Source organism: Raineyella sp. W15-4 (genome assembly GCF_033170155.1).
In the GTDB taxonomy this organism is placed as follows: Bacteria; Actinomycetota; Actinomycetes; order Propionibacteriales; family Propionibacteriaceae; genus Raineyella.
The window spans coordinates 3547692-3574241 of the sequence record NZ_CP137079.1 but is presented as its reverse complement, the minus strand read 5'-3'; the positions used below and the strand labels follow the sequence as shown (position 1 = coordinate 3574241).

The 26550-nt window shown below is 72.9% G+C and carries 19 protein-coding genes; 6 read left to right on the top strand and 13 right to left on the bottom strand.

Annotated elements, in window-relative coordinates; translation table 11 throughout:
* Window positions 1-51: 51 nt before the first annotated feature.
* The 4 genes from cobJ to R0145_RS16460 form a co-directional block, all read right to left on the bottom strand.
* A complete protein-coding gene (gene cobJ / locus R0145_RS16475; protein ID WP_317838038.1) occupies window positions 52-1674 on the bottom strand; it encodes a precorrin-3B C(17)-methyltransferase in 1623 nt (540 codons plus the stop codon).
* Complete coding sequence (locus R0145_RS16470; protein ID WP_317838037.1) at window positions 1671-2861, bottom strand: hypothetical protein; 1191 nt, start codon at window positions 2859-2861, stop codon at window positions 1671-1673. Before R0145_RS16470 ends, cobJ begins: the two co-directional genes overlap by 4 nt.
* A gap of 66 nt (window positions 2862-2927) precedes the next feature.
* Complete coding sequence (locus R0145_RS16465) at window positions 2928-3581, bottom strand: precorrin-8X methylmutase (protein ID WP_317838036.1); 654 nt, start codon at window positions 3579-3581, stop codon at window positions 2928-2930.
* Window positions 3582-3586: 5 nt separating this feature from the next.
* Window positions 3587-4696 (bottom strand): precorrin-3B synthase, encoded by a 1110-nt coding sequence (locus R0145_RS16460; RefSeq protein ID WP_317838035.1) that lies wholly within the window; start codon window positions 4694-4696, stop codon window positions 3587-3589.
* A gap of 212 nt (window positions 4697-4908) precedes the next feature.
* On the opposite strand from R0145_RS16460, the gene cobN reads away from it, so the two are divergent.
* A complete protein-coding gene (cobN, locus tag R0145_RS16455) occupies window positions 4909-8697 on the top strand; it encodes a cobaltochelatase subunit CobN (RefSeq protein WP_317838034.1) in 3789 nt (1262 codons plus the stop codon).
* A gap of 56 nt (window positions 8698-8753) precedes the next feature.
* Here the strand turns inward: cobN and R0145_RS16450 are convergent, their stop codons facing one another.
* The 5 genes from R0145_RS16450 to hemG form a co-directional block, all read right to left on the bottom strand.
* Window positions 8754-10223 (bottom strand): threonine/serine exporter family protein, encoded by a 1470-nt coding sequence (locus tag R0145_RS16450; RefSeq protein WP_317838033.1) that lies wholly within the window; start codon window positions 10221-10223, stop codon window positions 8754-8756.
* A 519-nt stretch (window positions 10224-10742) separates the two neighbouring features.
* On the bottom strand, window positions 10743-11513 hold the full coding sequence (gene cobF, locus R0145_RS16445; RefSeq protein WP_317838032.1) for a precorrin-6A synthase (deacetylating): 771 nt from the start codon (window positions 11511-11513) through the stop codon (window positions 10743-10745).
* Window positions 11514-11657: 144 nt separating this feature from the next.
* Window positions 11658-12290 (bottom strand): serine esterase, encoded by a 633-nt coding sequence (locus tag R0145_RS16440; RefSeq protein ID WP_317838031.1) that lies wholly within the window; start codon window positions 12288-12290, stop codon window positions 11658-11660.
* A gap of 168 nt (window positions 12291-12458) precedes the next feature.
* Window positions 12459-14126, bottom strand: coding sequence for a cobyric acid synthase (locus tag R0145_RS16435; RefSeq protein WP_317838030.1), 1668 nt, complete (start codon window positions 14124-14126; stop codon window positions 12459-12461).
* Window positions 14126-15616, bottom strand: coding sequence for a protoporphyrinogen oxidase (hemG, locus tag R0145_RS16430; RefSeq protein WP_317838029.1), 1491 nt, complete (start codon window positions 15614-15616; stop codon window positions 14126-14128). The genes R0145_RS16435 and hemG overlap by 1 nt, the downstream gene beginning before the upstream one ends.
* A 248-nt stretch (window positions 15617-15864) precedes the next feature.
* On the opposite strand from hemG, the gene pdhA reads away from it, so the two are divergent.
* From pdhA to R0145_RS16405, 5 genes are all read left to right on the top strand, one after another.
* Window positions 15865-17082, top strand: a complete 1218-nt coding sequence (gene pdhA / locus R0145_RS16425) for a pyruvate dehydrogenase (acetyl-transferring) E1 component subunit alpha (RefSeq protein WP_317838028.1) — start codon at window positions 15865-15867, stop codon at window positions 17080-17082.
* Window positions 17079-18119, top strand: coding sequence for an alpha-ketoacid dehydrogenase subunit beta (locus tag R0145_RS16420; protein WP_317838027.1), 1041 nt, complete (start codon window positions 17079-17081; stop codon window positions 18117-18119). Before pdhA ends, R0145_RS16420 begins: the two co-directional genes overlap by 4 nt.
* Window positions 18120-18134: 15 nt before the next feature.
* Entirely contained in the window at window positions 18135-19550 is a 1416-nt protein-coding gene (locus tag R0145_RS16415) for a dihydrolipoamide acetyltransferase family protein (RefSeq protein WP_317838026.1), read from the top strand.
* Between the two features lie 168 nt (window positions 19551-19718).
* The gene (locus tag R0145_RS16410; protein WP_317838025.1) at window positions 19719-20348 is read left to right on the top strand and encodes a TetR/AcrR family transcriptional regulator; all 630 of its coding nucleotides are present in this window, start codon (window positions 19719-19721) and stop codon (window positions 20346-20348) included.
* 147 nt (window positions 20349-20495) lie between these two features.
* Entirely contained in the window at window positions 20496-22577 is a 2082-nt protein-coding gene (locus R0145_RS16405; RefSeq protein ID WP_317838024.1) for a beta-glucosidase, read from the top strand.
* Window positions 22578-22638: 61 nt separating this feature from the next.
* Here R0145_RS16405 and R0145_RS16400 read toward each other — a convergent pair whose 3' ends face one another.
* The 4 genes from R0145_RS16400 to R0145_RS16385 form a co-directional block, all read right to left on the bottom strand.
* Window positions 22639-23670: a DUF4282 domain-containing protein gene (locus R0145_RS16400; protein WP_317838023.1), complete on the bottom strand. Its 1032-nt coding sequence runs from the start codon at window positions 23668-23670 to the stop codon at window positions 22639-22641.
* A gap of 438 nt (window positions 23671-24108) precedes the next feature.
* Window positions 24109-25116: a hypothetical protein gene (locus tag R0145_RS16395; protein WP_317838022.1), complete on the bottom strand. Its 1008-nt coding sequence runs from the start codon at window positions 25114-25116 to the stop codon at window positions 24109-24111.
* Between the two features lie 27 nt (window positions 25117-25143).
* On the bottom strand, window positions 25144-25614 hold the full coding sequence (locus R0145_RS16390; RefSeq protein WP_317838021.1) for a hypothetical protein: 471 nt from the start codon (window positions 25612-25614) through the stop codon (window positions 25144-25146).
* A gap of 8 nt (window positions 25615-25622) precedes the next feature.
* Complete coding sequence (locus R0145_RS16385) at window positions 25623-26489, bottom strand: glycosyltransferase family 2 protein (protein WP_317838020.1); 867 nt, start codon at window positions 26487-26489, stop codon at window positions 25623-25625.
* Window positions 26490-26550: the final 61 nt, after the last annotated feature.

Sequence of the window (26550 nt, the reverse complement as noted above, 5' to 3'; positions counted from 1 at the left end):
CTGACGGCTGCGTGGGCCGGGTGACAGCGTCGAACGCCGGCACAGCACCCCTCAGTCTTCGACGAACCGCGGCGTCCAGACCTGCCCGCCGGGGGTCACCCGGGTGGAGCGGGCGCCGATCATCACCAGGCACTTCATGTCGACCTCGGCCGGGTCCCAGGCGCCGAGGCTGGTGACCTGCAGCGACTCCTCGGCCCGGCCGACGTCGCGGCCGACCACCACGACGGTCTCCGGGCCACGCTCATCCAGCAGGATGTCGCGGGCGGCGAACAGCTGCTCGGGACGGGCCTTCGACCGCGGGTTGTAGAGGGCCAGCACCAGGTCGGCGCGGCTGATGTGACGTAGCCGGTCCGCGATCACCTGCCACGGCTTGAGCCGGTCGGACAGCGACATGATCGCGAAGTCGGCGCCCATCGGCGCGCCGGCCCGTGCGGCCACCGCCTGGGCGGCGGTCACCCCCGGCAGCACCCGGACCGGGACGTCGGCGTACGCCGGGTCCTCCGCCGCCTCGAACACCGCTGCGGCCATCCCGAACACCCCCGCGTCGCCGCCGGACACCACCGCCACCCGTTCCCCGCGGCGGGCCAGGTCCAGAGCGAACCGGGCCCGGTCGACCTCGACGGTGTTGCCCGAGGCGTGTCGCTGCAGTCCCGCTCGCTGCGGCACCCGATTGACGTACGGCGCGTAGCCGACGATGTGGTCGACCGCGCCGAGCGCGGCGGACGCTTCGGGGGTGAGCCAGTGATCCGGGCCCGGGCCGAGACCGATGACGAGCACCTCGGCGCCGGCGGAGCGGTCCGATGACGCCACCGAGTCATCGGAGAGGGCCGTCGGCGCGGCCCGGCCGACTGCCCGGTCGCGGCCGTCGGGCGTTCTGCCTCCGGGGGCGTGGACGGTCGGCAGCGGTACGGCACTGCCCGCGGCCCGCCCGGCGGCGTCCGCGCGGGTGTCCGGGCCGGGCACCAGCACCATCGACATGTACGGCACCCGGGCCGGGTCGACGTCGGCGACCCGGGCGACCAGCTGGTCGGTGCCGCTGGCCCGCTCGACGTACCAGGCATCGGCCAGCCGGCCGGCCTGGCGCAGCGCCTCGACCACGCCGGGGAAGGTACGGCCCAGCTTCATGATCACCGCCGCGTCGGTGTCCGCCAGCCGGCGGGCCAGCTCGGGCACCGGCAGGGTGCCCGGCAGCACGGTGAGGACGTCCTCGTGGCGGGCCAGGCCGGTGCCGGTCGCGGCGGACGCCGCGGCGAGGGCCGGCACCCCCGGCACCACCTCGCTGGGGAACCGATCGGCCAACCGGTCGTGCAGGTACATGTACGAGCCGTAGAACAGCGGGTCGCCCTCGGCGAGCACGACGACGTCGCGGCCGGCCGCCAGATGGACCGCCAGCCGCTCGGCGCAGGCGTCGTAGAACGCACCGATCTCGCCGTAGTACCCCAGCGGGTGCGCGGAATCACCGGTGGTCACCGGGTAGCGGAGCAGTTCCTCGACCACGCCGGCGGGGACCAGGTCGTCGGCGATCCGCCGGGCGATCGACTCACCCTTCGGCCCGGAGTGGTAGGCGATCACATCGGCGGCGGCGATCAGCCGGGCCGCCTTGCGGGTGATCAGCTCCGGGTCACCGGGCCCGACGCCGACACCCCACAGGTGCCCGACACCACCACCCGTCATCGGGCCGTCTCCCCGTTGGCCTCGCCCGGGCCCATCCCCATCAGTCGCCTCTCCTCGATCGCGTCGATGACCGACACCACGTGCTGGGGTGCCACCACGTCGACGTACGTCCCGCGGGGGGCGCCGCAGCGGTGCTCGCACCCGGAGATGTGCACGTCCTCGGTGAGGATCACCTCACCGTCCGTCGCGGCGTTCACCAGGCGCTCGGCCATGGCAAGAGTATCGACCTCGGTCCGGACACACCCGATCGCGCCGGGACAGGCGCTGACGTGCGCCCACGGTTCGGCCGGGTCGATGGCGAAGCCGGCCGCCCGGAAGGACGCCATGTCGTACATCCCGCCGGCGACCAGCAGCTGCCGCCACGGGGTGATGGTGACCTCTCCTCGCGGCAGGACGTCGACCATCTCCGGGGTGAGCAGACCGAGCGGGACGCCGACCAGCAGGTCCTCGCCGACCGGGCCCACGTGCGGGCGGTGGCCGCGGTGGATCGGCCGGGATGTGCCGGGCCCCAGCTGCACCGACAGCTTCGCGCCGAACTTCGACCGGGACCGGAAGCCCAGCCGGTAGGGGTGCAACGGCGCCGGGTCCTCCTTCAGCCGCAGCCGGCTGAACTCCCGGGCGAGCCAGATCATCGTCTCGACCGCCTGCCGGGCCAGCACGTCCCAGGTCTCGCCGGTGTTGGTCGCCACGATCCCGGCGGAAGCGGTCACCGCCTGGTAGAGCAGGTCCCAGCGCTCCGTGGCGATGTCCCCGCGGCCGTTGTCGAAGGCCCAGACGAAGCTGCCGGGCAGATCCTCCAGTTGGGGATCGGCCTGGATCGCGGCGTCCAGCTCCTCGACCATCGGCCACAGGTCCGGGCGCTTCGGGGAGGGCAGCGGGGAACACAGGATGCTGCGGACACGCTCATGGCTGCGGGGAACGACGCCGGTGGCGATGAACGCGTTGATCGCGTCGGCGCTGATCGACCCGTGTGGATCCAGCCCCATCGAGCGCAGTTGGATGTTGCCACGGATGGTCAGCTGCAGCAGCCCGTCGGCGAACTGGGTGGAGATGTCCGACAGCTGTCGGAGGACCTGGGAGGTGACGCGTCCACCGGGGATGCGGAGGCGTACGAGCCCCCCGTCCCTGGCACGGTACGGTCGGGTCAGGCCGGGGGACCCATCGGCCGACGCGTCGGATGGCGACACACTGGGGATCCTAGACGTTTGATCCAACCGGGGAGAACCCCGCCCGGTGTGCCTGCGACCCGCCGTTCAGATCTCCTGCACCCGGGCCAGCGCGTTGACTGCCGAGGCAGCCAGTGCCGACCCACCGCGCCGGCCGTGGACGACCAGCCATTCCAGGCCGCACGGGTTCTCCGCCAGCGCCTGCTTCGACTCTGGCGACCCGACGAATCCCACCGGGATGCCGATCACCGCCGCCGGGCGGGGCCCGCCGGCGGCGACGATCTCGAGCAGTTGGTACAGCGCGGTCGGGGCGTTGCCGATGGCGACCACCGCCCCCTCGAGCCGGTCCCACAGGGACACTGCGGCGGCGCTGCGGGTGGTCTCCCAGGCGCGGGCGATCTCCGGCACCCGGGGGTCCTGCAGGGTGCAGATCACCTCGTTGTCCGCCGGCAGCCGGCGCCGGGTGATCCCGGCGGCGATCATCGTCGCGTCGGTGTAGATCGGCGCCCCGGCCCGGAGTGCTCCGCGGGCGGCGTCCACCAGGCCGGCGGAGAAGGCGATCCGGCCGGCCAGTCCCGGGTCGCCGGCGGCGTGGATCATCCGGACCGCGACGGTGGCCTGCGCGTCGGTGAACCGGGACAGATCGGCCTCGGCCCGGATCATCCCGAACGACGCCCGGTAGATCGAGGCGCCGTCGGTGTCGTAGTCGTAGCACCGCGGCGGGCGCGCAGGGACGGCCATCCCCGTCACAGCCGCAGCTCGGCCAGCGCGGTGGCCAGGTCGGCCGGCGCCAGCAGGTCGATGTGCTCCCCGTGCGGCTCGCCGCAGCGCCGGTCACAGCCGGAGACGTGCACCGGGCGGCGGATGATCGTCCGGTCCTGCCGGGCCGCCTCGACGAGCCGGTGGGCCATCGCTACGGTGTCGATGGCGGACTTCGCACAGTTGGGCAGGCCGGTGCAGGCGCTGATCGACGCCCACGGGTCGGCCGGGTCGACGACGTAGCCGACGGCGGCGTACGCCTCGGCGTCCCGGGCGCCGCCGGGGATCAGCACCTGGCGCCACGGGGTCAGCGTGACGTCGGCCAGCACCGGCAGGGCGCGGATCATCCCGGCGGTGAACAGGCCGAGCGGCACCCCGGCCAGCAGGTCGTCGCCGTACGCCCCGACGGCAAGGGGCCCGGTGACCCGGATCGGCCGGTCCGTCGGGTCGGGGACGTCGTCGCCGAGGCGGTAGGCCAGCTCCCGGGAGTGCCAGGTGGGGCGCTCGGTCTCGGTCCGGGCCAGCTGGACCTCCTGGGCCAGGGCGAGCATGGTCGACACCGCATCGGTGCGGGAGACCTCCCAGGCCCGGCCGTTGTCGAGGGCGACGATCCCACGGTCCTCGTCCAGCGCCTGGTAGCAGACGTCCCACGGCTCCCCGGCGACGTCGCCGGTGCCGTTGTCGAAGGCCCACATGAAGCGCCCGGCCAGGTGCTCCAGCAGCGGGATCTCCTGGAGCTCCTCGTCCAGTTCGGCGACCATCGGCTGCAGGTCGATCGCGCCCAGCGGGGAACACAGCACGTTGCGGACCAGTTCGTGCGTCGGCGGGATCAAGCCGGTCGCCCGGACCGCGTCGGCGATCTCCTCGGGGACCGCGCCGTCCTCCTCGATCGGCAGGCCACGGACCTGCAGATTGGTACGGGTGGTCACCTGCACCCGTCCGTCGCCCCAGCGCTCGGCGATACCGAGCAGGTGGCGCAGGACGGCAGTGGGCAGCCGGCCGCCAGGGCGGCGTACGCGGACGATGGCTCCATCGCTGGCCCGGAAAGGTCGGGTGAGACCCGGGCAGCGGTCGATCAGGGGGCGAGGGTCACTCATGGGGCACTATCCTACGTGCGCCGTAGACGAATCTGTGCCGCGGCCGTTCCGCCCGGGGACCGGGCGGGCCGGGGATGGTTAGGCTGACCGGGAGTGCTGCGGATCACATCCCGCGGCCGCCGTAGCCCATCCGACCCGCGAGCGTCCTCGCCGAGAGCGACGGGGCGCCCGCAGTGACCAGCGGGGCCACCCCGCCGAGGAGCCCGAGCCCTGTGACGACCATCGCCCTGTTGTCCACCTCCGACACCGACCTGCTGTCCGCCCGCGCCAGCGGGGCGGACTGGGCCTGGGCCAACCCGGTCCGGGCCGACGAGGACGAGGTGGCCCGGCTGGTCGCCGCCGCGGACCTGGTCGTCTTCCGCTTCCTCGGCGGCCCCCAGGAACTGCCGGCGACGTACGCCACCGCCCGCGCTGCGGGCCGGCCGCTGGTGGTGCTCGGCGGCGAACAGCACCCGGACGCCGCCCTGATGGCGTTGTCGACTGTTCCCATCGGGGTCGCGGCGCAGGCCCATGTCTACCTGGCCCAGGGTGGGGCGGAGAACCTGCGGCAGGTGCACGGGTTCCTCTCCGACACCGTGCTGCTGACCGGTGAGGGATTCGAGCCGCCGGCCGAGCAGCCGTTCTGGGGGCCGCTGCGGGACGGGGCCCAGCCCGGCACCGGGGCCGAGACCTCCGGATCAGCCAGCCGAATCGGAGCCTCGGCCAGTGAAGCCGCCGGCCGTCCCCGGCCCCGGATCGGCGTCCTCTTCTACCGGGCCCAGTGGGCCGCCGGGAACGTGGCGTACGCCGAGGCGCTCGCCGACGCGATCGACGCGGCCGGCGGCATCGGCGTGCCGGTCTTCGCCGCGTCCCTGCGCGAGGCGCCGGCCGATCTGCTCGACCACCTGGGGTCGTACGACGCGCTGGTCACCACCGTGCTCGCCGCCGGCGGCACCCGCGCCGCGACCGCGCAGGCCGGCGGGGACGACGAGTCGTGGGACGTCGACGCCCTGGCCCGGCTCGACGTGCCGATCCTGCAGGGGCTGTGCCTGACCTGGAGCCGGGAGGCCTGGGCGGCCTCCGACGAGGGGATGACGCCGCTCGACGTCGCCTCGCAGGTTGCGGTGCCGGAGTTCGACGGGCGGATCATCACCACCGCCTTCTCCTTCAAGGAGAGCGACGCCGACGGGCTGCCGCACTACGTCGCCGACCCGGAGCGGACCCGTCGGGTCGCCGAACTCGCCGTCCGGCACGCCCGGCTCCGCCACCTCCCGCCGGCCGAGCGGCGGATCGCCATCGTGCTCTCGGCCTACCCGACCAAGCACGCCCGGATCGGCAACGCCGTCGGCCTGGACACCCCGGTCTCACTGATCCGGCTGCTGCGGGCGATGCGTACGGCCGGCTACGACCTCGGCGCGCCGGGGGAGATCCCGGGCACCGAGGCGTACCAGGACCTGCTGGCTCGGGTCGGCGCGGTGCCCGCCGACGAAGCTGAGGACACCACCCGCGGCAACGCGCTGATCCACGCCATCATCGCCGCGGGCGGCCAGGACGAGGACTGGCTGACCGCCGAGCAGCTCTCCGGCCAGCCGATCCGGGTCCCCGCGGCCCGCTACCGGGAGTGGTACGCCGGCTTCCCCGAGGAACTGCGGGCGGCGGTGACCGGGACCTGGGGTGAGGCGCCGGGCGAGCTTTTCGTGGACCGGACCAGCCCCGGCTCCGGCGACCCGGACGGGGAGATCGTTGCGGCCGCGCTGCGGGCCGGCAACGTGGTGATCATGGTGCAGCCGCCGCGCGGCTTCGGCGAGAACCCGATCGCGATCTACCACGACCCGGACCTGCCGCCGACCCACCACTACCTCGCGACGTACCGCTGGCTGGCCGAGGAGTTCGGCGCCGACGCGATCGTCCACCTCGGCAAGCACGGCAACCTGGAGTGGCTGCCCGGCAAGAACCTCGCGCTGTCGGCCGCCGACGGGCCGGACGCGGCGCTCGGGTCGCTGCCGGTGGTCTACCCGTTCCTGGTCAACGATCCCGGCGAGGGCACCCAGGCGAAGCGGCGCGCCCACGCCACCATCGTCGACCACCTGATCCCGCCGATGGCGCGGGCGGAGACGTACGGCGACATCGCCCGGCTGGAGCAGCTGCTCGACGAGTACGGCAACGTCCGGGCGATGGACCCGGCCAAGGCCCCGGCCCTGCAGGCGGAGATCTGGACGCTGATCCGCGCCGCCCGGATGGACGCCGAGCTCGGGCTGGACGACCGTCCCGAGGGCGACGCCTTCGACGACTTCGTGATGCACGTCGACGGCTGGCTCTGCGAGATCAAGGACGTGCAGATCCGCGACGGCCTGCACATCCTCGGCCGGGTGCCCGAGGACGAGGAACTGGTCAACCTGGTGCTCGCGGTGCTGCGCGCCGGACAGGTGTTCGGCGGTGCGGTGAACGCGGTGCCCGGGCTGCGCCGGGCCCTCGGACTGGCCGACGATGCACCCCTGACGGAGGTGGACCGGGTCGAGGGCCTGGCCCATGCTCTGGTGGCCGGCCTGGCGGAACGCGGCTGGGAGGCAGCGGCCGTCGCGGACGTGGTGGCGTCCGTGCTGAGTGTCACCGATCCGGTCGCGGTTCCTGGTCCCGATACGCCTCCCGATCCCGCTGCGACTTCCGCGCCCGATCCCGCCGCGGTGGCCGCGTCGCTGCGGTTCGCCTGCGAGGAGGTCGTCCCCCGGCTGCGCGGCACCGCAGGCGAGATCGACGCCGTGTTGCACGCCCTCGACGGCGGCTACACCCCGGCCGGCCCGTCCGGTTCCCCGCTGCGCGGCCTGGTCAACGTGCTGCCGACCGGCCGCAACTTCTACTCCGTCGACCCGAAGGCGATCCCGTCCCGGCTGGCGTACGAGACCGGGTCGGCGATGGCGGAGTCGGTCCTCGCCCGCTACCGGGAGGAGACCGGCGACTACCCGCAGTCGGTCGGCCTGTCGGTCTGGGGCACTTCGGCGATGCGGACCTCCGGGGACGATATCGCCGAAGTGCTCGCCCTGATGGGGGTGGCGCCGCACTGGGACGAGGCCTCCCGCCGGGTCACCGGCCTCGACGTGGTGCCGCTGGCCGATCTGGGCCGGCCCCGGATCGACGTGACCGTACGCATCTCCGGCTTCTTCCGGGACGCGTTCCCGCACGTCATCGCGATGCTCGACGACGCGGTGCGGCTGGTCGCCGGGCTCGAGGAGTCCGACGAGGACAACTACGTCCGGGCTCACACCCGGGCGGATCGGGCCGCCCACGGTGATGAGCGTCGGGCCACCACCCGGATCTTCGGGTCGAAGCCCGGATCGTACGGGGCCGGCATCCTGCCGCTGATCGAGGCGGGCAACTGGCGCACCGACGCCGACCTCGCCGAGGTGTACACCACCTGGGGCGGCTATGCGTACGGCCGGGACATGGACGGCCGGCCCGCCCGGGAGGACATGGAGACGAACTACCGGCGGATCCAGGTCGCCGCGAAGAATGTCGACACCCGCGAGCACGACATCGCCGACTCCGACGACTACTTCCAGTACCACGGCGGGATGGTCGCCACCGTCCGGGCACTGACCGGCGCCGACCCCAAGGCGTACGTCGGGGACTCCACCGTGCCGGACGCGGTCCGGACCCGGTCGCTGGCCGAGGAGACGGCCCGGGTGTTCCGCTCCCGGGTGGTGAACCCGCGGTGGATCGCCGCGATGCAGCGGCACGGCTACAAGGGGGCGTTCGAGCTGGCCGCGACGGTGGACTACCTGTTCGGGTTCGACGCCACCGCCGGGGTCGTCGACGACTGGATGTACGAGCAGCTGGCCACATCGTACGTACTGGACGAGGACACCCAGCAGTTCCTGCGGCACGCCAACCCGTGGGCGTTGAACGGGATCATCGAGAAGCTCCACGAGGCGGCGGATCGTGGCCTGTGGGAGCAGCCGGACCCCGACCTGCTGGCTCGGATGCAGCAGGTCTACCTCGACGTGGAGGGCGACCTGGAGGAGTGACCCGGGATCGGCTCACGCTGGGGTGGCCACGCCCGTCGCGAACGCGGTCGGGCAGGTCAGTGATCCCGGTGGTGCCGCAGGATCCGCCCCACCAGGCGCCAGGTGGTCGGCGGATCGGCGCGGGTGAACGCCCACTCCGGGTCGGTGAGCATCCGCGCCCCGGAGAGTCCGGCCACCATCGCGATCACCACCAGCACGGTCGACACCCCGTTCTGCATCGCCTGGACGACGTCGGCCTGGTCGAAGTAGAGCAGTGTCCGCAGCGCCGCCGACCCGGGGATCGACACCAGCACCGTCGGGACGGTCATGATGATCTTCTCCATCGAGAAGAGCCGAGCGGCTACCGCACACAGCAGCCCCATCAGGAAGCACCCGACGAAGGTGGCCACGTGCGGCCGTACCCCGGCCTGCAGCATCAGCAGCCGGGGTGTGTTGCCGAGGATCGCGGCCACCCCGGAGGCGAGCGCCATCCGCCACGGGGAGTTGAACATCGTCGCCCAGCCGAACACCGCGAAGAAGCTCGCTCCCAGCAGGGCCGCCCAGACGGCCACCGGATCCCCGGCCAGCGGCGGCACCACGGCCGGGGAGACGCCGCTGAGCGTCGCCACCCCCCACACGCCGATCGCCATCGCCAGCAGCACCATGGCGGCGTACATCAGCCGCGGGATGCCGGTCACCAGGTCGATCCGGGTCAGGTCCAGGCCGGCGGTGACCAGCGGGAAGCCCGGGATCAGGAAGATCGCTGCGCAGACCAGGCCGGCCGCCATCCGTTCGCTCGGTCCACCGAGGGTGAGGTCGAGCAGGTGGGTGAAAGCGACGTACAGTCCGGTCGCAGTGGCTGCCGAGGCCATCACCACGGCCAGGTGGTTCAGCTGCCAGCGGCTGAGCGTACGGTGCAGCCAGTACGCCAGGGCCGAGGCGGGCAGCACCGCGACGACCTCGCGCCAGCCACCGTTGCTGAGCACCGTCACCGAACCACAGGCCAGGGCGACGAGCAGCACCAACCCCCACGTCGGGTAGAGCCGTGGCGTGTGTTCGATGTCGTCCAGCATCGCGTTCACCTCTGCCACCCCGGCCCGGGGTGGCAGGGTGTGGGCCAGCTCCTGCATCATCGCGATCCGGTGGGCGTTCACCCCCGGTGCGCTGATCTCGGCGACCTGGGTGCGGAAGATGTTGCGCCGCTGCACGGTGAGGACGATGTCGGTGTAGGTCACCTGGGCCCTGATCCGGCCGATCCCGACCGTACGCGCCACCGCCTGCATCACCTCGCGCACCCGAAGCCCCGAGGTGCCGGCGACCAGCATCATGATGCCGGCGCGGAGCACCACATCCGAGCGCCGGATCAGGTGCCGCGGCTCCAGGGCTTCCTCATGCTCGTGTTCCTCGAACCGCTCATGCTCGTCGAACCGCTGCTCCTCGAACTGCTCGCGGTCGTCAAGCTGGTCGTGCTCCTCGAACAGCTCGTGATCGGCGTGCGGCTCGGGGTCGTCGAACGAGGGTCCTGTGTCGGGGCCGGAGGTGTCCACGGCCCAACGGTAGGGCGGGCGGTCCGCGGGCCGTGCCAGGGGTGGGGTCGTTCGCGGCGAGTGCCGGGGTTCGCGAGGACATCTGGGACGTCAACGACACCCTGCGCGGGATCGTACGACGAGGCGCGGCAGCTGGAGGCACGGAGTCGCGGCGAGCAGCTGGGATCGGGCGCCGCGATCCCAGGTCTGTTGTCGAACGTACGTTTCACCCCCCTGGTGACACCATCGACACCGGCGGGTGGGCTTCCTCGGGGGTGGGTGGCGCGTCGTTCCGTGCGTCAGAGCCAGCGACCGCTCCCCGCGCCGCCCGCCGGAGCCTGGGAAAGTGTCACCAGGGGGGTGAATCTTTCGGTGGACAACAGACCTGAGATTCGCTGGCGGACCGCCCGGACCGCCCGGACCGCCCGGACCGCCCGGGGCGGCCGGATGCGGGGCGAGTCGGTGCCTGGCGTGAACGAGGTCGGTACCTGGTGTGGGCGGCTGAGGTCGGTACGCGGTGTGTCGGTACGCGGCGACGGCTCAGGGGCGCAGCAGGTAGGTGTCCATCACCCAGCCGTGCTCCTCGCGCAGCCGGGTCCGCAGGGCCACCAGCTCGTCGATGATGTCGGCGAGGCGCCCGCTGCGGAGCACCTCGTGCGGTCCGCCCAGGTAGGCGCCCCAGTAGATGGTCAGATCGGGGTAGCGGTCGGCCAGTTCGCGGCAGGTGAGGTAGCCGTCGAGCATCACGACGACATCACCGAGGTCCGGGACGTACTCCTCGACCAGCCGGCGACCGGTGGTGATGTGGATCGAGGTGCCGATCCGGTTCAGGGCGATGGCGTGGCGCGCCGCCAGCAGTTGCGGGGCACTGATGCCGGGGATCACCTGCACCTCGAAGGGGCCGCACTCCGGGCGCAGCCGGTCGACCACGCGCAGCGTGGAGTCGTAGAACGCCGGGTCGCCCCACACCAGGAACCCGACCTGGGTGTCGGCGGGCAACCCGTCGATGATGTCGGCGTACGCGCGGACGCGGGCGGCGTACCAGTCCCGCACCCCCTCGGTGTAGGCCGCGGTGTCGCGCTCGGCGTCGGGGCCGCGCCGCGGGTCGGGCACCTCCACGAAGCGGTACGGGTGGGTGTCACCGATGAAGTGTTCGCACAGGGCCTGCCGGGCCTCGACCAGGTCGTGTTTGATCTCGCCTTTGTCGGCGACGAGGAAGACATCGACCGTACGGAGCGCCTCGGCGGCCTCGTACGTGACGAGTCCCGGATCACCCGTGCCGATGCCGATCACCCAGACTGTGCTGACCATGGGGGTCATCCTGCCACCCACCGCCGGACGGGCGCACTCGGGCCCGGGCGGCCCGGTGGGTCCGGTCGGGGCGGTCCGGTCGGGGGGAACCCGGTGGGTTCGGCTCCCCGTGGGCCGCCCGGCCGGGCTACGCGTTCCGAGCGGTCAGTCCCCGGCGACCCGGCCCAGGAACGCGGTGATGTCGAGGGCCTCCTCGGGGCCGATCGCGTGGCCCATGCCGGGGTAGCTGTGGTCCTCCAGCGCCGCCCCGGACTCCTCTACCAGCCAGTGGTGGCTGCGGTCCAGCAGGTCGGCCGGGATGACCGGGTCGGCGGGGTCATTGCCCCAGAGGACCGGCATCCCCGACAGCAGCCCCTCGGGCGAGGCGAACCCGGCGTGCCAGGGTAACGTTCCCGACAGCAGCACCGCCGCCGCGAACCGGTCCGCGGCACTGAACAGCAGCCCGCCCGACATGGCGGTACCGGCGGAGAAGCCCAGCAGCACCACCCGGGGATGCCCTGCCTCGACGGTCCCCAGCCACTCCACCAAGGCCGCGGCGGTCTCCTTGATCGAGGATTCCACCGGCCGGCCGATGCCCTTGTTGTCGAACCAGGTCCAGCCGTCGCCGACCGGCAGCGGGCCGCGCGGAGCGACCAGCGTCATCGACCCGGGCAGCAGCGCGGCCAGTCCGAGCATAGACGATTCGTCGCTGCCGCGGCCGTGCAGCGCGACGACGAGGGTGCTGCCGGGGCGCTCGGCCTCCGGGCGGGACCAGGCGGCGGTGGTGATCCGGGACATCGGGACTCCTCGCGGGACGGGGCCGAATGATGCAGGGGTCAACCAATACCGGGTGACGGAGGGTCTGTCCAGCGGCGTTCCCGACGGGCCGCCGTCCGGGGCCGTCCCCGCAGAGGCCGACTCGGCCAGCGCCAACGGAGGCCACCACCGGCCGCTCGCAGGGCGGTCTCAGCCGACCTGGCGCAGCGCCAGCTCCAGCAGCGCCGGGGCGTGCTGCTCCACCGCGTCGGCCAGCGTGTCGATCATCGCCTCCCGGCGGGCGTCGAAACCGGGCGCGGCCGGATCCGGCCGCCACTGCGCCCCCGACACCTCGGCCACCTCGGTCAGGAAGGCCCGGCGGAACTCGTCGTCCTCCATCGTCCCGTGCCACATGGTGCCGAACACCGCCCCGGCGCGGGCCCCGTCGAGGAACCGCTTGACGCGCCGCCCGCCAGTGCCCTCGGTGCCGCCCGCGGCCGCCACCGTCGCAGTCGCCGTCGCCGAGCCCGTCGGCACGGCGTCCGAGACCGTCGCCACGCCGTGGTGGATCTCGTAGCCCGTCACGGTGTGGCCGCGCCAGCTGCCGGTCGGTCGGCCGAGCGACTTCTCGGCCCGGAACAGGGTGTCGACCGGCAGCAGCCCGAGCCCGGCGACCCGATCGGGGGCGGAGGTACTGGCCCCGAGGGACGGCGAGGGGACGGGCAAGGGGACTGTTGCTGCGCTCGGTGTCGAGGGGACCTTCGCCTCCACCCCGTCGGGATCGGCGATCGTCCGGCCCAACAGCTGGTAGCCCCCGCAGATGCCGAGCACCGGCCGGCCGGCCGCCGCGCGCGCGGTCAGCACGCCGGCGATGCCGGTCCCGCGCAGCCAGGACAGATCCCCCACGGTGGAGCGACTGCCCGGCACGACCACCAGGTCCGCCGCGGCAAGGACGTCCGGCCGGGTGGTCACCGTCAGATCCACCCCCGGTTCGGCGGCGAGCGCGTCGATGTCGGTGGCATTCGACACCCTGGGCAGTCGGACGACCGCCACCGACAACCGAGGACCGCTGTCCGGGACGGCGGTGGCCGGACCGGAGCCGGCGACGGCTGCCAAGGCGTCAGCGGTGGGGGACGTCGCAGGCGTACCCACCCGCAGGGTGTCCTCGCTGTCCAGCCAGACCCCCTCCAGCCACGGCACCACGCCGAGGCACGGCAGCCCGGTCCGCTCCGTCAGGGTGTCCAGCCCGGGTTGCAGCACCGCCACGTCGCCGCGGAACTTGTTCACCAGGTAGCCGGCGAGCAACGTACGGTCGGCCTCCTCGAGCAGCCCCCAGGTGCCGTACACCGCCGCCAGCATGCCGCCCCGGTCGATGTCGCCGACCAGCGCGACCGGCAACCCGAAGTGCCGGGCCAGCCCCATGTTGACGTAGTCGCCCTCACGCAGGTTGATCTCGGCCGGCGACCCGGCACCCTCGCAGACCACCAGGTCGTACGCTGCGTCCAGTGCCTGGTACGCCGCGCGGGACGCCTCGATCAGCGCGCCGCGGCCGTGCGCGTACTCCCCAGCCTCCAGCGTGCCGTACGGCAGCCCCCGCAGCACCACGTGCGAACGGCGGTCGGTGGCGGGCTTGAGCAGCACCGGGTTCATGTCGACGGTCGGGGTGACCCGGGCCGCCCGCGCCTGCAGCCACTGGGCGCGGCCGATCTCCCCGGCGCGGCCGTCGGGCCCGGCGACGACCATCGAGTTGTTGGACATGTTCTGCGCTTTGTACGGCGCGACCCGGACGCCGCGGCGCGCCACCGCCCGGCACAGCCCGGTGACCAGCAGCGACTTCCCGGCGTCCGACGACGTCCCGGCGACCAGGATCCCCGGCATCAGGCGAGCGCCGCGGCGAGCGTGGCCGCGGCCGTCTGACCGGAGCGGACCACCGCGGCCATCCCCATCCCGTCCATGCCCGCGCCGGCCAGGACCAGCCGCGGGTGGGTGGTGGCCAGTTCGGCCCGCAGGGCGGCGATCCGGGCGGGATGACCGACCTCGCACTGCGGCATCGACGGCCAGCGGACCACCGTCGAGTCGAGCAGGTCAGCGCGGACGCCGGTGGTGCGGTGCAGGTCGTCGACCAGTCGGCCGGTCAGTTCCGCGTCGTCGAGCTCGTCGACGACGTGCCGGCCGACCCGCCCGGCGGACACCCGGACCAGGAACGCGTTGTCGTCACGTCCGTCCGCTGTCCGGCGCAGGTGCGGCCACTTGGTGCCGAGGAAGGTCGCGGCCTTCATCGTCCACGGGGCGTCGGAGGGCAGCAGGATGCCGTTGGTCTCCGGCGTGGCCCGCAACGGGAACCGGTCCCCGGCGTCGTGACGGAAGACCTGATCGGCCCGCAGCGCCAGCAGGACGTTGACCACCGAGGCGGACCGCTGTTCGCGCAGGGTCTCCGCGGTCCGGGTCAGCGGGGTGAGCAGGGTGGCGGTCACCGGGGTCGGGGTGGCCAGCACGACCCCGTCGGTCTCGAACCCACCCTCGGAGGTCCGGACCTGCCAGCGCCCGCCGGCCCGGACGATCTGGCGCACCTCGACCCCGAGGGCGATCCGGCCGCCGTGGCCCTCGATGTCGGAGGCCAGCGCGTCGACGAAGGTCGCCAGCCCGCCGGTCCAGCTGATGAAGGTCGGCCCACTGGTCGCCGGTCGCGGCGCGCTGCGGCGGATCAGCGAGGTCCGGTGCTCGGCGGCGCCGACCAGCTGCGGGGCGTTGCCGCGCAGCGACAGCCGGTACACGTCACCGCTGTGCAGGCTGCCCAGCAACGGGTCCACGAACCGGCGGACCACCTCGTGGCCGAAGCGGCCGGCGAGGAAGTCACCGACGCTGATGTCCTGGTCGGGCGCCAGCGGCGGGGCGAGTCGGGCCAGCGCCGGTTCCAGTCCGGCGCGCACCAGCCCGGGCAGCGACAGCATCCCGGACTCCACCACCGGACGGATCCGGGTCGGTCCGGTGGGGCCGAGACCGGCCGGCATCGGCTGCGCCCCCCGCGGGTGGCCCAGCAGGGTGTGGCCGTGGTGCGAGCCGAGCGGGTCGTCCCACAGCCCGAGTTCGCGGACCAGGGCGGACAGGTGCGGCGGCGTTGCATGGATCGCCTCGGCGCCCACGTCGACCCTGCGGTCGGCGAAGTCGATCGTCCGGACCTGGCCGCCGATCCGGTCGGACGACTCGATCACGGTGACCCGGACCCCGGCCCGGGCGAGGTCCCGGGCGGTCACCAGCCCGGCGACCCCGCCACCGATGACGATGACGTGCCCGGACGGACGCTGGGTGCCGCTCCCGGGGGTGGCCTCGGACGGGTCGGGCGCGGTCTCGGACACGGAGGTCTCCATGGCTGCAGGTTACCGGTGCGGCGAGCCGGGCGCCGTACCGGGCGACATCCGGTGCCACGACAGAGGGTGGACGTGATCCGGATCACGGAACAGCGGCGCCGGGGTTTGTGGGGATCCGCCAACGAGGGCTTGGGACTTTCTGTGGCACCCCCTCCCTGACGAGGCAACCTACGGTCCCGTAACGTCAGCGTCAGCAGAGGCTACGGAGACGTAGGTTTCCGGGCCGCGGGACGTACGAAGGAGGCCGCATGGCAGTCCAGACCCCTGCCCGGCAAGGGCGGACGAACCCATCAGGGGCATCGGGGCGGGCCACCCCGCCGGGCCCCGACGTGCCGATGGTCAGCCTGCTGGGCGTCGACGGCGTACGGGTCGAGGACCCCGAGTACGCGTTCGACGGCACCGATGCGGATATCGTCGGGCTGCTGCGCGACATGGTGCTGACCCGCCGGCTGGACACCGAGGGCACCGCCCTGCAGCGCCAGGGCCAGCTGGGGCTGTGGCCGCCGACGCTGGGCCAGGAAGCGATCGGCGCCGGGACGATGCGGGCGATGAAGCCGGCCGACATGTGCTTCCCGTCCTACCGCGAGCACGGCGCGGCGCTGATCCGCGGGGTCGACCCGCTCGACCTGATGTCGCTGTGGCGCGGCGTCGACATGGGCGGCTGGGACCCGATCGCGACCCGGTTCAACCGCTACTCGATCGTCATCGGCTCCCACCCGCTGCACGCGGTCGGCTGGGCGATGGCGCTGCAGGCCGAGGGCGCCACCGGCACCGGCGGGCCGGACGACGCGGCGGTGCTGGCGTTCTACGGCGACGGCGCCAGTGCCCAGGGCGACGTCAACGAGGCGCTGGTCTGGGCCGCCAGCTACCACGCTCCGGTCGTCTTCGTCGTGACCAACAATCAGTGGGCCATCTCGGTGCCCACCACCCGGCAGGCCGTGGTCCCGCTGGCCCGCCGCGGCGAGGGGTTCGGCATCCCGGGCGTACGCGTCGACGGCAACGACGTGCTCGCTGTGCAGGCGGCCACCGAGACCGCCCTCGACCGGGCCCGGGCCGGGGAGGGACCGCAGCTGATCGAGATGTTCACCTACCGGATGGGCGCCCACACCACCTCGGACGACCCGACCAAGTACCGCTCCCACGCCGAGGAGGAACGCTGGCGGGCGAAGGACCCGATCGACCGGGTGCGCAGCTACCTGCAGCACACCGGCGCGATCGATGACGCCTGGCTGGCGGCGCTGCAGACCGAGACGGACGAGTTCGCCGCGGACCTGCGGGCCCGGACGATCGCGCTCGACCCACCGGACTTCGCCGACTGGTTCGACGTGGTCTATGCCGAGCAGACCCAGGAACTGGCCGACCAGCAGCAGGCCTTTCGGGCGTACGCCGCCTCTTTCGAGGACCACGCCGCTGAGGACCACGCCGCTGAGGGGCGCGCCGTCGAGAAGCAGGAGGGACGCCGATGACCCCGCCACCCCGCGGCACCCAGGACCGGCGGGCCGCCCACCGCGCCCCGGTGCTCGATGCGCCGACCACGCTCACCTTCGGCAAGGCGCTGACCGCCGGCCTGCGCGCCGCGATGGCGGCCGACGACAGGGTGCTGGTGGCCGGGGAGGACGTCGGCGCGCTCGGCGGCGTCTTCCGGGTCACCGAGGGACTGCTCGACGAGTTCGGCGCCGACCGGGTCCGGGACACCCCGCTGGGCGAGTCGGGCATCGTCGGCACCGGCATCGGGATGGCGATGCGGGGGTGGCGTCCGGTGCTGGAGATCCAGTTCGACGGGTTCGTCTTCCCGGCGTTCAACCAGATCACCACCCAGCTGGCGCACATGCACTCCCGGACTGCCGGCCGGATCCCGATGCCGGTCGTCGTCCGGATCCCGTTCCAGGGCGGCATCGGCGCGATCGAGCACCACTCCGAGTCGGTGGAGAGCTACTTCGTCCACACTCCGGGCCTCAAGGTGGTCAGCCCGTCGACGCCGCACGACGCGTACTGGATGATCCAGCAGGCCGTCGCCGCGGACGATCCGGTGATCTTCCTGGAGCCCAAGCGGCGCTACCACGTCAAGGGTGAGGTGGACCCGACCGCACCGCCGCGCGGGCTCTTCGAGTCCGCCGTCATCCGGCCCGGCAGCGACGTCACCGTCGTTTCGTACGGGTCGACGGTGACCACCTGCCGGGAGGCCGCCGACGCCGCGGCCGAGGACGGCACCGACATCGAGGTGATCGATCTGCGGACGCTCTCCCCGCTCGACCTCGGACCGGTGGAGGCCTCGGTGCGCAGGACCGGCCGGCTGGTCGTGGTGCATGAGGCGCCGCAGACGCTCGGTCTGGGGGCCGAGGTGGCTGCCCGGATCCAGGAGCGGTGCTTCTGGTCGCTGGAGGCGCCGGTGCTGCGAGTCACGGGCTTCGACGTGCCCTACCCGCCGAGCAAGGTGGAGCGCCACCAACTGCCCGACCTGGACCGCATCCTCGACGCCGTCGACCGATCCCTCGACTACTGAGCGGAAGGACATCCCATGAAGCGTTTCCCCCTGCCCGATCCCGGCGAGGGCCTCACCGAGGCCGAGATCGTCAGCTGGCTGGTCGCCGTCGGCGACGAGGTGAAGGTCAACGACCCGATCGTCGAGGTCGAGACCAGCAAGTCCCTGGTCGAGCTGCCCAGCCCGTGGGCAGGCCGGGTCGAAGCTGTGCTGGTCGAGGTGGGTCAGACCGTCGAGGTCGGCACGCCGATCATCGTGATCGACGACGACGGCGACGACGGGGAGGGGCCGGACCAGGGACTCGAGGACCAGCCGGCCGCCGCGGCCGCAGCACCGGTGGTCGAGGCGCCCGTCGCGACATCGGCCGTCGAGACACCGGCTGCTGAGACACCGGTTGCGGTGACACCGGCTGTTGAGACACCGGCCACCGCAGCACCCGGGGCGGCCTCCGCGAACCTGGTTGGCTACGGTCCCGAAGCCGCCGCCACCGCCCGCCGCCCCCGCAAGCCGGGGCCCGCGATGGCCAAGCCGCCGGTCCGCAAGTACGCCCGGGACCGCGGCGTACGCCTCCGCGACGTCCCTGGCACCGGCCCCGGCGGGACCATCACGTACGCCGACGTGGATGCCTGGCTCGCCGCCGGCAGCCGGCCCGCCGAGGTGACCCCACGGGTGGAGCCGCCGGTGCCGGCGGTGGCCCAGGTCACCGGTCCGGAACAGGAGTACCTCGCCGGCCCGCCCAAGCTGTCGTACGGACGGGTGCCGGTGCGCGGCGTCCGCAAGGCGACCGCCCAGGCGGTGACGAAGTCGCTGTTCACCGCTCCGCACGTCACCGAATGGCTGACCTGCGACGTCAGCGCGACGATGGACCTCGTCGAACGCCTCCGGGACGCGCGGGAGTTCAGCGACGTACGGGTCTCGCCGATGCTGATGGTGGCGAAGGCCGCCTGCCTGGCCCTGCGCACCAACCCCGAGCTGAACGCCCGGTGGGACGAGGAGGCGCAGGAGATCATCTACTACGGCGATGTCAACCTCGGCGTGGCCGCGGCGACGCCCCGGGGGCTGCTGGTGCCCAACATCAAGGGCGCTGACCAGATGGGCCTGCTCGAGCTGGCCCGGCACTTCGGTGAGCTGACCCGGACCGCCAGGGACGGTCGTACGTCCCCCGCCGACCTGCGCGGCGGCACGTTCACGATCACCAACGTCGGGGTGTTCGGGGTGGATGCGGGCACCCCGATCCTCAACAACGGCGAGTCCGGGATCCTCTGCCTCGGGGCGATCTCGCGGCGTCCCTGGGTCGTCGGGCACGGGTCGGAGGAGCGGATCGAACCGCGGTGGGTCACCACTCTGGCGGTGTCCTTCGACCACCGGCTGGTCGACGGCGAGGGCGGCTCCAAGTTCCTCGCCGACGTCGCCCGGCTGCTGGCGGATCCGGCGCTGGCGCTGTTGTTCTGAGGTCGGGTGTCGTCGGACGGGGCCGGGTGTCGTCGGCCGCGCCCGACGCTGCGTCGACCGGATGCCGATCGGGGGTGACGCGCGTCGCCGACGTAGGCTGTGCGGGAACTGCCGACTGGAGGTCCCGTGAGCCGCGCCCGTGGTGGATCTGGATCCGCTGAACCGAAGGTGACGCATGAGCGTGGCCCCTACACGAAGTCGAGTGTCCGGCGGGAGCAGATCCTGGCAGCCGCGACCGTGGTCTTCGGCGAGGTCGGCTACGCGTCCGCGTCGATCCGCGAGGTGGCGCAGCGGATCGGCGTGTCGCACGCCACGATCACCTTCCACTTCCCCACGAAGGCGGAACTGCTCGCGGCGGTGCTGAAACGCCAGGAGAGCAACTTCGCCGCAATGCTCGACGCTGCCCCCGCAGCACCGATGCAGTTCCTCGCCGGGGTGTGCCGGCTGTTCGAGCATCGTCGTTCGGATCCGCGCGACTCCGAGGTCTTCCTGATGCTTGCTGCGGAGGCGTGGGAGCCAGGTCATCCTGCGCATGCGCACATGGTGTGGAGGTACGGCCGTCTCCGCGACACGCTCGTTGCGGTGTTCACAGCACTCGCCGAGCAGGGTCTGCTGACGCCGGGCGCCGATCCCGTGGAGGCGGCGCGGGTCGGGGTCGCCCTCACCGATGGCCTCCAACTGCAGTGGTTCTACGCGCCTCGGGAGGTCGACGTCGGCGCCGACCTCGCTCGGTACTTCTTCGGTCTGCTCAACGTACGCGGCGGCCGGGAGCTGGAGGCCTTGCTCCGGGCACACTGACTACTTTACAAGCGTACAGAATTGGGTCATGCTCGAACCGGACTTGCCCGACCACGAAAGAGGCGCGTGATGAGCAGCGACGTACGAGACGCACGACCTGACACTGGTCCCGACGCTGCGGAGAGGGCGCGGCGGACCGAGGCACTGATGACGGACGACGAGCGGTTCTCGCTGCTGGTCAGCGTGATGGGGACGAACCCCGTGCTGCCGGTGAAGGACCCGCGGATCCCCGACGGCGTCCCGATGAGCGCGGGCTACGTGCCGGGTGTCGAGCGGCTCGGCGTGCCCGCCCTGCTGATGAGCGATGCCAGCCTCGGCGTGACCAATCCCGGGTATCGACCCGGTGACACCGCCACCGCACTGCCCGCCGGGATCCTGCTGGGCTCGACCTTCAGCCCCGCCCTCGCGCGCACCTCCGGCACGCTGCTGGGACGGGAGGCCCGCTCGCGTGGCTTCAACGTCCAGCTCGCCGGTGGCCTCAATCTCGCCCGCGACCCGCGCAACGGCCGCAACTTCGAGTACCTCTCCGAGGACCCCCTGCTCAGCGCCGTGCTGGCGGCGGCGTCGGTCAACGGCATCCAGGCCGAAGGCGTCATCTCCACGGTCAAGCACTACTCCCTCAACTGCAACGAGACGAACCGGCACTGGCTCGACGCGATCATCGACCCCGCCGCGCACCGGGAGTCCGATCTGCTGGCCTTCGAGCTCGCGATCGAGTGGTCGCACCCCGGCGCGGTGATGACGGGCTACAACAAGATCAACGGCGCCTACGCCGGCGGCAACCGCATCCTGATCGAGGACATCCTGAAGGGCGTCTGGGACTTTCCGGGATGGGTGATGTCGGACTGGGGTGCGACACCGTCCTGGGAGTTCGCGCTCGCCGGTCTCGACCAGGAATCAGGGCTGCAGGTCGACAAGATGCTGTGGCAGGCCGAGGCGTTCACCGACGACCTCCGGGCGGCGTACGCCGACGGCAGGGTCCCATCCGAGCGGCTGTCCGACATGGTGCGGCGCATCCTCCGGTCGATCTACGCCATCGGCGTCGACCACTGGGGGCCCGCCCCCGAGGTCGACCTGGCCGCGCACCACCGGATCGCGCTGGACACGGCCCGTCAGGGCATCGTGCTGCTCAAGAACGACGGGCTCCTTCCGTTGGCGGCACACCCGCGGATCTGTGTCATCGGCGGTCACGCCCAGGTGGGCGTCGTCACCGGGTGCGGCTCCAGCGCGGTGACCCCGCCCGGCGGGTATGCCGAGGTGGTCCGGATCGGTGGTGCCCACGGGGGGATGGGCGAAGGGCGCAACCTCTACCTGCTGCCGGGCGCGCCCCTGGCCGAGCTCCAGAAGCTGCTGCCCGGGGCACACCTCGAGTTCGACCCCGGGATGAGCCCGGCCGAGGCGGCGATGAGCGCCCGCCGGGCGGACGTCGCCGTCGTCTTCGGCATCCGGGTCGAGGGCGAAGGATTCGACAACGCCGATCTCAGCCTGCCCTGGGGACAGGACGCGGTGATCGAGGCGGTCGCCGAGGCGAACCCCAACACCGTCGTCGTGCTGGAGACCGGCAACCCGGTGGACATGCCGTGGCTCGACAGGGTCCGGGCGGTCGTCGAGGCGTGGTATCCGGGCCAGGCCGGCGGGCAGGCCATCGCCGAGGTGCTGACCGGAGCGGTGAATCCGTCGGGACACCTGCCGGTGACCTTCCCCAGGAGCCTCGACCAGCACCCGCGGCCGGTCCTCGATGGCCTCGACACCGGATGGGGCACGCCCACCACGGTCCACTACCAGGAGGGCTCCGACGTGGGCTACCGCTGGCTCGCCGAGCGAGGCGAGGAGCCGCTGTTCCCGTTCGGCCACGGCCTGAGCTACACCACGTTCGGGTACGCCGACCTGCAGGTCGAGGCCGGGGACACGGTCACCGCGACCTTCACGATCCGCAACACCGGCGACCGGGCCGGGGCCGACGTACCCCAGCTGTACCTCACCGAGGCGGCCGGACAGCAGCGACTGCGGCTGCTCGAGTTCGCCCGGGTCGGGCTCGAGCCCGGGGAATCGCGGCGGGTGACGGTCGAGGCCGAGCCTCGACTGCTCGCCCGCTATGACGGCGCCGACGGAGTCACCGGCTGCTGGCGGATCGAAGCCGGGCGCCATGCCGTGGCGATCGGGCACAGCGCCACGGACCTCGTGCTGGCAGCCGACGTCGAACTCGCCGGGCGCGCCTTCGGCGCCTGACCGTGTTCGGCAGGGACCTGGTGACGCACCCGCCGAGGAGATACCGCGGACGCTCGTGTCGTCACTGGGCCGTCTCGTCGCCCGGATCCTGGGCGGCGGCGCCCGGGGCCGGTGTCGCGTCCGCCGTGGAGGCCCGGTCGCTGTCGGGATCGGCGGCCCCGAGCTTCTCCCGGATCGTCCGGGTGTCCTCGCCGAGCCGGATCACCGACAGGGCGACCTCCAGCGTGATCCGGACCAGCAGGATCCACGCCGCCAGTGCCACCGCACCGCCCACCGTGGCGGCGAGCCCCGCTGCGCCGCCGATGGAGAAGCCGGAGACCATGGCTCCGACCCAGTAGAGCACTCCGGCGACGACCAGGAGGACGTAGAGGTACTTGGTCACCTTCGGTGCAGCGGGCTCGGCGAAGGAGAGATCCCGCAAGGCGGCGAACGGACCGTCGGTCGATGCCTCGCGCGGTGTCGGGTCGGTCGACCTGCCGAGACCGCGCGACAGCAGAAAAGACGTCTGCTGGGCGTCATCGTCGTACGGGCCGGAGGGGGAGGCCTGGCCGTACGACTGCCCGGAGTCGGGCGAACCGGGCCGCCCGAAGGCCTCACCGCCGGAGGGCTGCCCGGATGTCTGGCCGGATGTCTGGCCGGATGTCTGGCCGGGATAGGACGGCCCGCCGTAGGGCTGGGCCTGCCCGGGCTGGGGCTGACTGTAGGCCTGGTCGGGATAGCCCTGCCCGGGCTGGGGTCGACTGTAAGTCTGGTCGGGATAGCCCTGGCTCGGGTAGGCCTGTTCCGGGTAGGCCCGGCTCGGATAGGGCTGCGGCTGGCCGTACGACTGTTCCGGGGAGCCTTGCGCATACGACTGCCGGGGGGAGGCCTGACCGGTCGGCTGGCTGGCGGCGGCATAGCCGGTGGGGCGGCTCGTCGAGGTGCCGTCACGGTCCTCGCCGCCCAGGCCGATCCCCTCGGCCCAGATGTGGGTCGATTCCTCGGCGCCGTCCGCGGCAGCATCGGCCGAGGTCTGTGACCGCTGTGGGCGGTAGCGATAGCGCTCCGGGCCCTGGGGGTCGTACGGTCCGGTCTGGTTCGTGTCCTGGGTCATCGTCTGTCCTGTATCGAGGGGGCCGCCGGTGTCCGGACCTCACCGGAGTGTCCGGGGCGTGCGACCTGGGCGTGCTGCGTCGGGCCGCCGGACGCGGCGCGTACGGCCGAGCGGTGAGCAACACACGGACCGACGATCCGCTCGCGACAGGCGCCCACCGACCCGGTGGCCCGGCCCGACTGGGTCCGACTCTAATGGAGGGGCGGCCAGCCGGCCGTGCGGTGGAGGGGCGGTCGACCGCCTCGGGTGGGGGTTCGCCGCCGATGGCGCCCCACCCAGAACGCCGCCGTACCGGCTCTCCCGACAGGGCGGAACCGTCCGGGCCCGGTGGCCGGACGGCGGCTTCCTATGACTTTCTGTGGATATCGGCTGTCTGTGGGTATCGGCTGTCTGCGGGTATCGGCCGGACGGCCCGCGTGGATCGGGGGTCTGCGTTCCTCAGCGCGCGAGCAGCGGGGCCAGGTCCTCGGCGGCCGCTGTCAGCGGCACGAACTGGTCGAGCAGCGAGCGCTGGTCGGGTCCCAGCTCGCGGTCGAGATGGGCCAGCAGCGGGTGGCGGACGCGGACGGCCGTGGTGCCGTAGAGCGCGGCGAGGTTGAGCAGCGCGGTGCTGGTGGCGCCGAGCGCCACCCGCGCCGCCACCACCTCGGGATCCATCTCTGCCGGGCCGTGGCCCACGGCGACCGGCAGGTCCCGGTACAGACCGTCGGGATCGGCCGGATGCGGCCGGACCACGAAGCCGAGTCCCGCCGCGGCGGCCGCGGCACCGATCTCCCGCAGATGGGCGAGGTAGTCCTCGGCCGGCATCAGGCCCAGGGCCACCCACGGCTGCGCCAGATAGACCGCGCGATCTGTCCGGGCCCCGGGCGCCGGCACCCGGCGGCGGAACTCGTCAGCCACCGGCGGGTTGACCCGCCACCGTGTCGGCTCGTGGAGCCCGTCCCGCAGATAGAGGGCCCAGCGCTCGTCGGTGAGCCGGGCGACGGCGGTCGACACGGCGACCGCTCGCAGGGTCGGCCAGAGCCGGCCGCCGCCCTGACGGACCCAGGCATCGCGGCGGGTGCGCCAGGTGCCGTACGTCCCCAACCCCTCGTCGACCACCACCACGTGTGGGCGGTGTAGCGGCTGGTGGACGACCATCCGGGCCCACGGCTTGATGCCGGGGGCACCGACCGCCAGATAGACCCAGTCCGCCTCACGCCCGGGCGCCAGCGCCGCGGGATCGGGACCGGTCCGCACGGTGAGCCGCGGATCGTCGGGCAGGAAGCCGATTACGTCCTCCGCCGTCACTGTCGTTCGCCCCAGGAACCCGCCGGTCCCCAGGCTCCGGACCACCACCTCGCCGGCCCTGCTGTCGAGGAGGTGCCGGACGTACGACGCGGCATGGACGAGATGGGTGCGGTTGCGCACCCCGGACAGGGTCACGGCGACCGGCCGTTCGGTCATCGGCGTACCTCCTGGTGGCTCACCGCGTCAGGCTACCGGTCGGTCGCCGGCCACCGATCGGTCAGCCGCGCCGGTACTCACCCGGATCGTCCGCCCGCCGAGCCCCGGCAGGTCGACGGTGTGCACCCGCAGCCCGGTGCCCGCCGCCGGATCGGCCGGCAGCCCGTGAGTGCCGATCCACACCAGGATCGGGGTGTCGGTGAGCTTGGCGCAGACCTCCGCCCGGGTCCACCGGGTCCAGAAGTCCTCCCGCCCGAAGCGCCGCGCCAGGGCCGCCGGCACCCGCTGGTCGGTGTACTCGGCGTCGAGGGCGTACCGCTCGACAACGGACAGGTCGGCGGGTCGCCAGGACAGCACCGTGCCGTCCGGCAGGTGGGTACGGGTGGGCGAACCGTACGCCGGGCGGGTGCCTCCCTGCGGTCCACGGAGCCGCGCCGGGCTCTCGGTGGAGAGGGCGATCTCGGCCAGGGCCGGGGGCCGATCGGCGCCGTACGGCATCAGGTCGCTCAGATGACCGGCGGACGGCCCAGGGCCGTCATCCGGGCCACCGTGCGCCAGGAGACCGGGTGGCGGGGGCCGGGGTCGGTGGTCCAGCCCTCACGCAGCCCTTGGAACCAGATCTTCAGCGCCGCCCGGTCGTGCACCCGAGCCAGGGTGATCAGCACCCAGGTCGTGACGTACGCCCAGCCGAGCGGGCGGGGCAGGTTGCGGCGGGCGACCCAGACCCGGTTGCGGGCGTTCATCCGGTAGAACACCGCATGCCGGCTCGCCGGCAGTGCCGGGTGGTGCACCCGGATCCCCGGTGCGTACGTGATCCGCCAGCCCGCGTCCAGCAGCCGTATCGCCAGGTCGATGCCCTCGTGGCCGTAGAAGAAATGCCCCGGCCAGCCGCCGACCTGCTCGAACGCAGTGCGCCGCTCCAGGTGCACGCCCTCCCAGAAGACCACCGTGTCGCCGCCGCGGTCGGCGGTCCGGGGGTCGAGGCGTGGCACCCAGCGCCGCGGGCCCGGCCTGCCGTCGGGATCCGTCGGGCGGGGCTGGACGATGGCGATGTGCGGGTCGGACTCCATCACCGCGATCATCCGGGCCAGGGTGTCCGGCTCGGGCAGCCAGGCGTCGTCGTCGTAGAACAGGATGTAGTCGCCGGTCGCCAGCCGGGCCCCGACGTTGCGGCCCTCGGGGATGCCGAGGTTCTCCGGCTCGTAGTGCGTCCGCACCCCGTCGGGCAGGCCCTCCGGCCGCCAGGCGTTGCCGACGACGACCACGTCGAGGTCGACCCCGGTCTGCGCCAGCAGCGTCTCCAACGCCGTGGCGAGCTCGGTGGGCCGGGTGCCCTGGGACAGCACGACGGCGGCAACGGTGGGCAGTGACATGGCGGGACCTCCGGGGGACGGCTCGGGCACAGGCTATCCGACTCGTTCGGCCCCCGAGATC

Bases quoted from the DNA above. Each gene is read 5' to 3' on its own strand.
- cobJ (WP_317838038.1), bottom strand. From the start codon at position 1,674: ATGACGGGTGGTGGTGTCGGGCACCTGTGGGGTGTCGGCGTCGGGCCC.
- R0145_RS16465 (WP_317838036.1), bottom strand. From the start codon at position 3,581: ATGGCCGTCCCTGCGCGCCCGCCGCGGTGCTACGACTACGACACCGAC.
- R0145_RS16460 (WP_317838035.1), bottom strand. From the start codon at position 4,696: ATGAGTGACCCTCGCCCCCTGATCGACCGCTGCCCGGGTCTCACCCGA.
- cobF (WP_317838032.1), bottom strand. From the start codon at position 11,513: ATGGTCAGCACAGTCTGGGTGATCGGCATCGGCACGGGTGATCCGGGA.
- R0145_RS16440 (WP_317838031.1), bottom strand. From the start codon at position 12,290: ATGTCCCGGATCACCACCGCCGCCTGGTCCCGCCCGGAGGCCGAGCGC.
- R0145_RS16435 (WP_317838030.1), bottom strand. From the start codon at position 14,126: ATGCCGGGGATCCTGGTCGCCGGGACGTCGTCGGACGCCGGGAAGTCG.
- hemG (WP_317838029.1), bottom strand. From the start codon at position 15,616: ATGGAGACCTCCGTGTCCGAGACCGCGCCCGACCCGTCCGAGGCCACC.
- pdhA (WP_317838028.1), top strand. From the start codon at position 15,865: ATGGCAGTCCAGACCCCTGCCCGGCAAGGGCGGACGAACCCATCAGGG.
- R0145_RS16420 (WP_317838027.1), top strand. From the start codon at position 17,079: ATGACCCCGCCACCCCGCGGCACCCAGGACCGGCGGGCCGCCCACCGC.
- R0145_RS16415 (WP_317838026.1), top strand. From the start codon at position 18,135: ATGAAGCGTTTCCCCCTGCCCGATCCCGGCGAGGGCCTCACCGAGGCC.
- R0145_RS16405 (WP_317838024.1), top strand. From the start codon at position 20,496: ATGACGGACGACGAGCGGTTCTCGCTGCTGGTCAGCGTGATGGGGACG.
- R0145_RS16400 (WP_317838023.1), bottom strand. From the start codon at position 23,670: ATGACCCAGGACACGAACCAGACCGGACCGTACGACCCCCAGGGCCCG.
- R0145_RS16395 (WP_317838022.1), bottom strand. From the start codon at position 25,116: ATGACCGAACGGCCGGTCGCCGTGACCCTGTCCGGGGTGCGCAACCGC.
- R0145_RS16390 (WP_317838021.1), bottom strand. From the start codon at position 25,614: ATGCCGTACGGCGCCGATCGGCCCCCGGCCCTGGCCGAGATCGCCCTC.
- R0145_RS16385 (WP_317838020.1), bottom strand. From the start codon at position 26,489: ATGTCACTGCCCACCGTTGCCGCCGTCGTGCTGTCCCAGGGCACCCGG.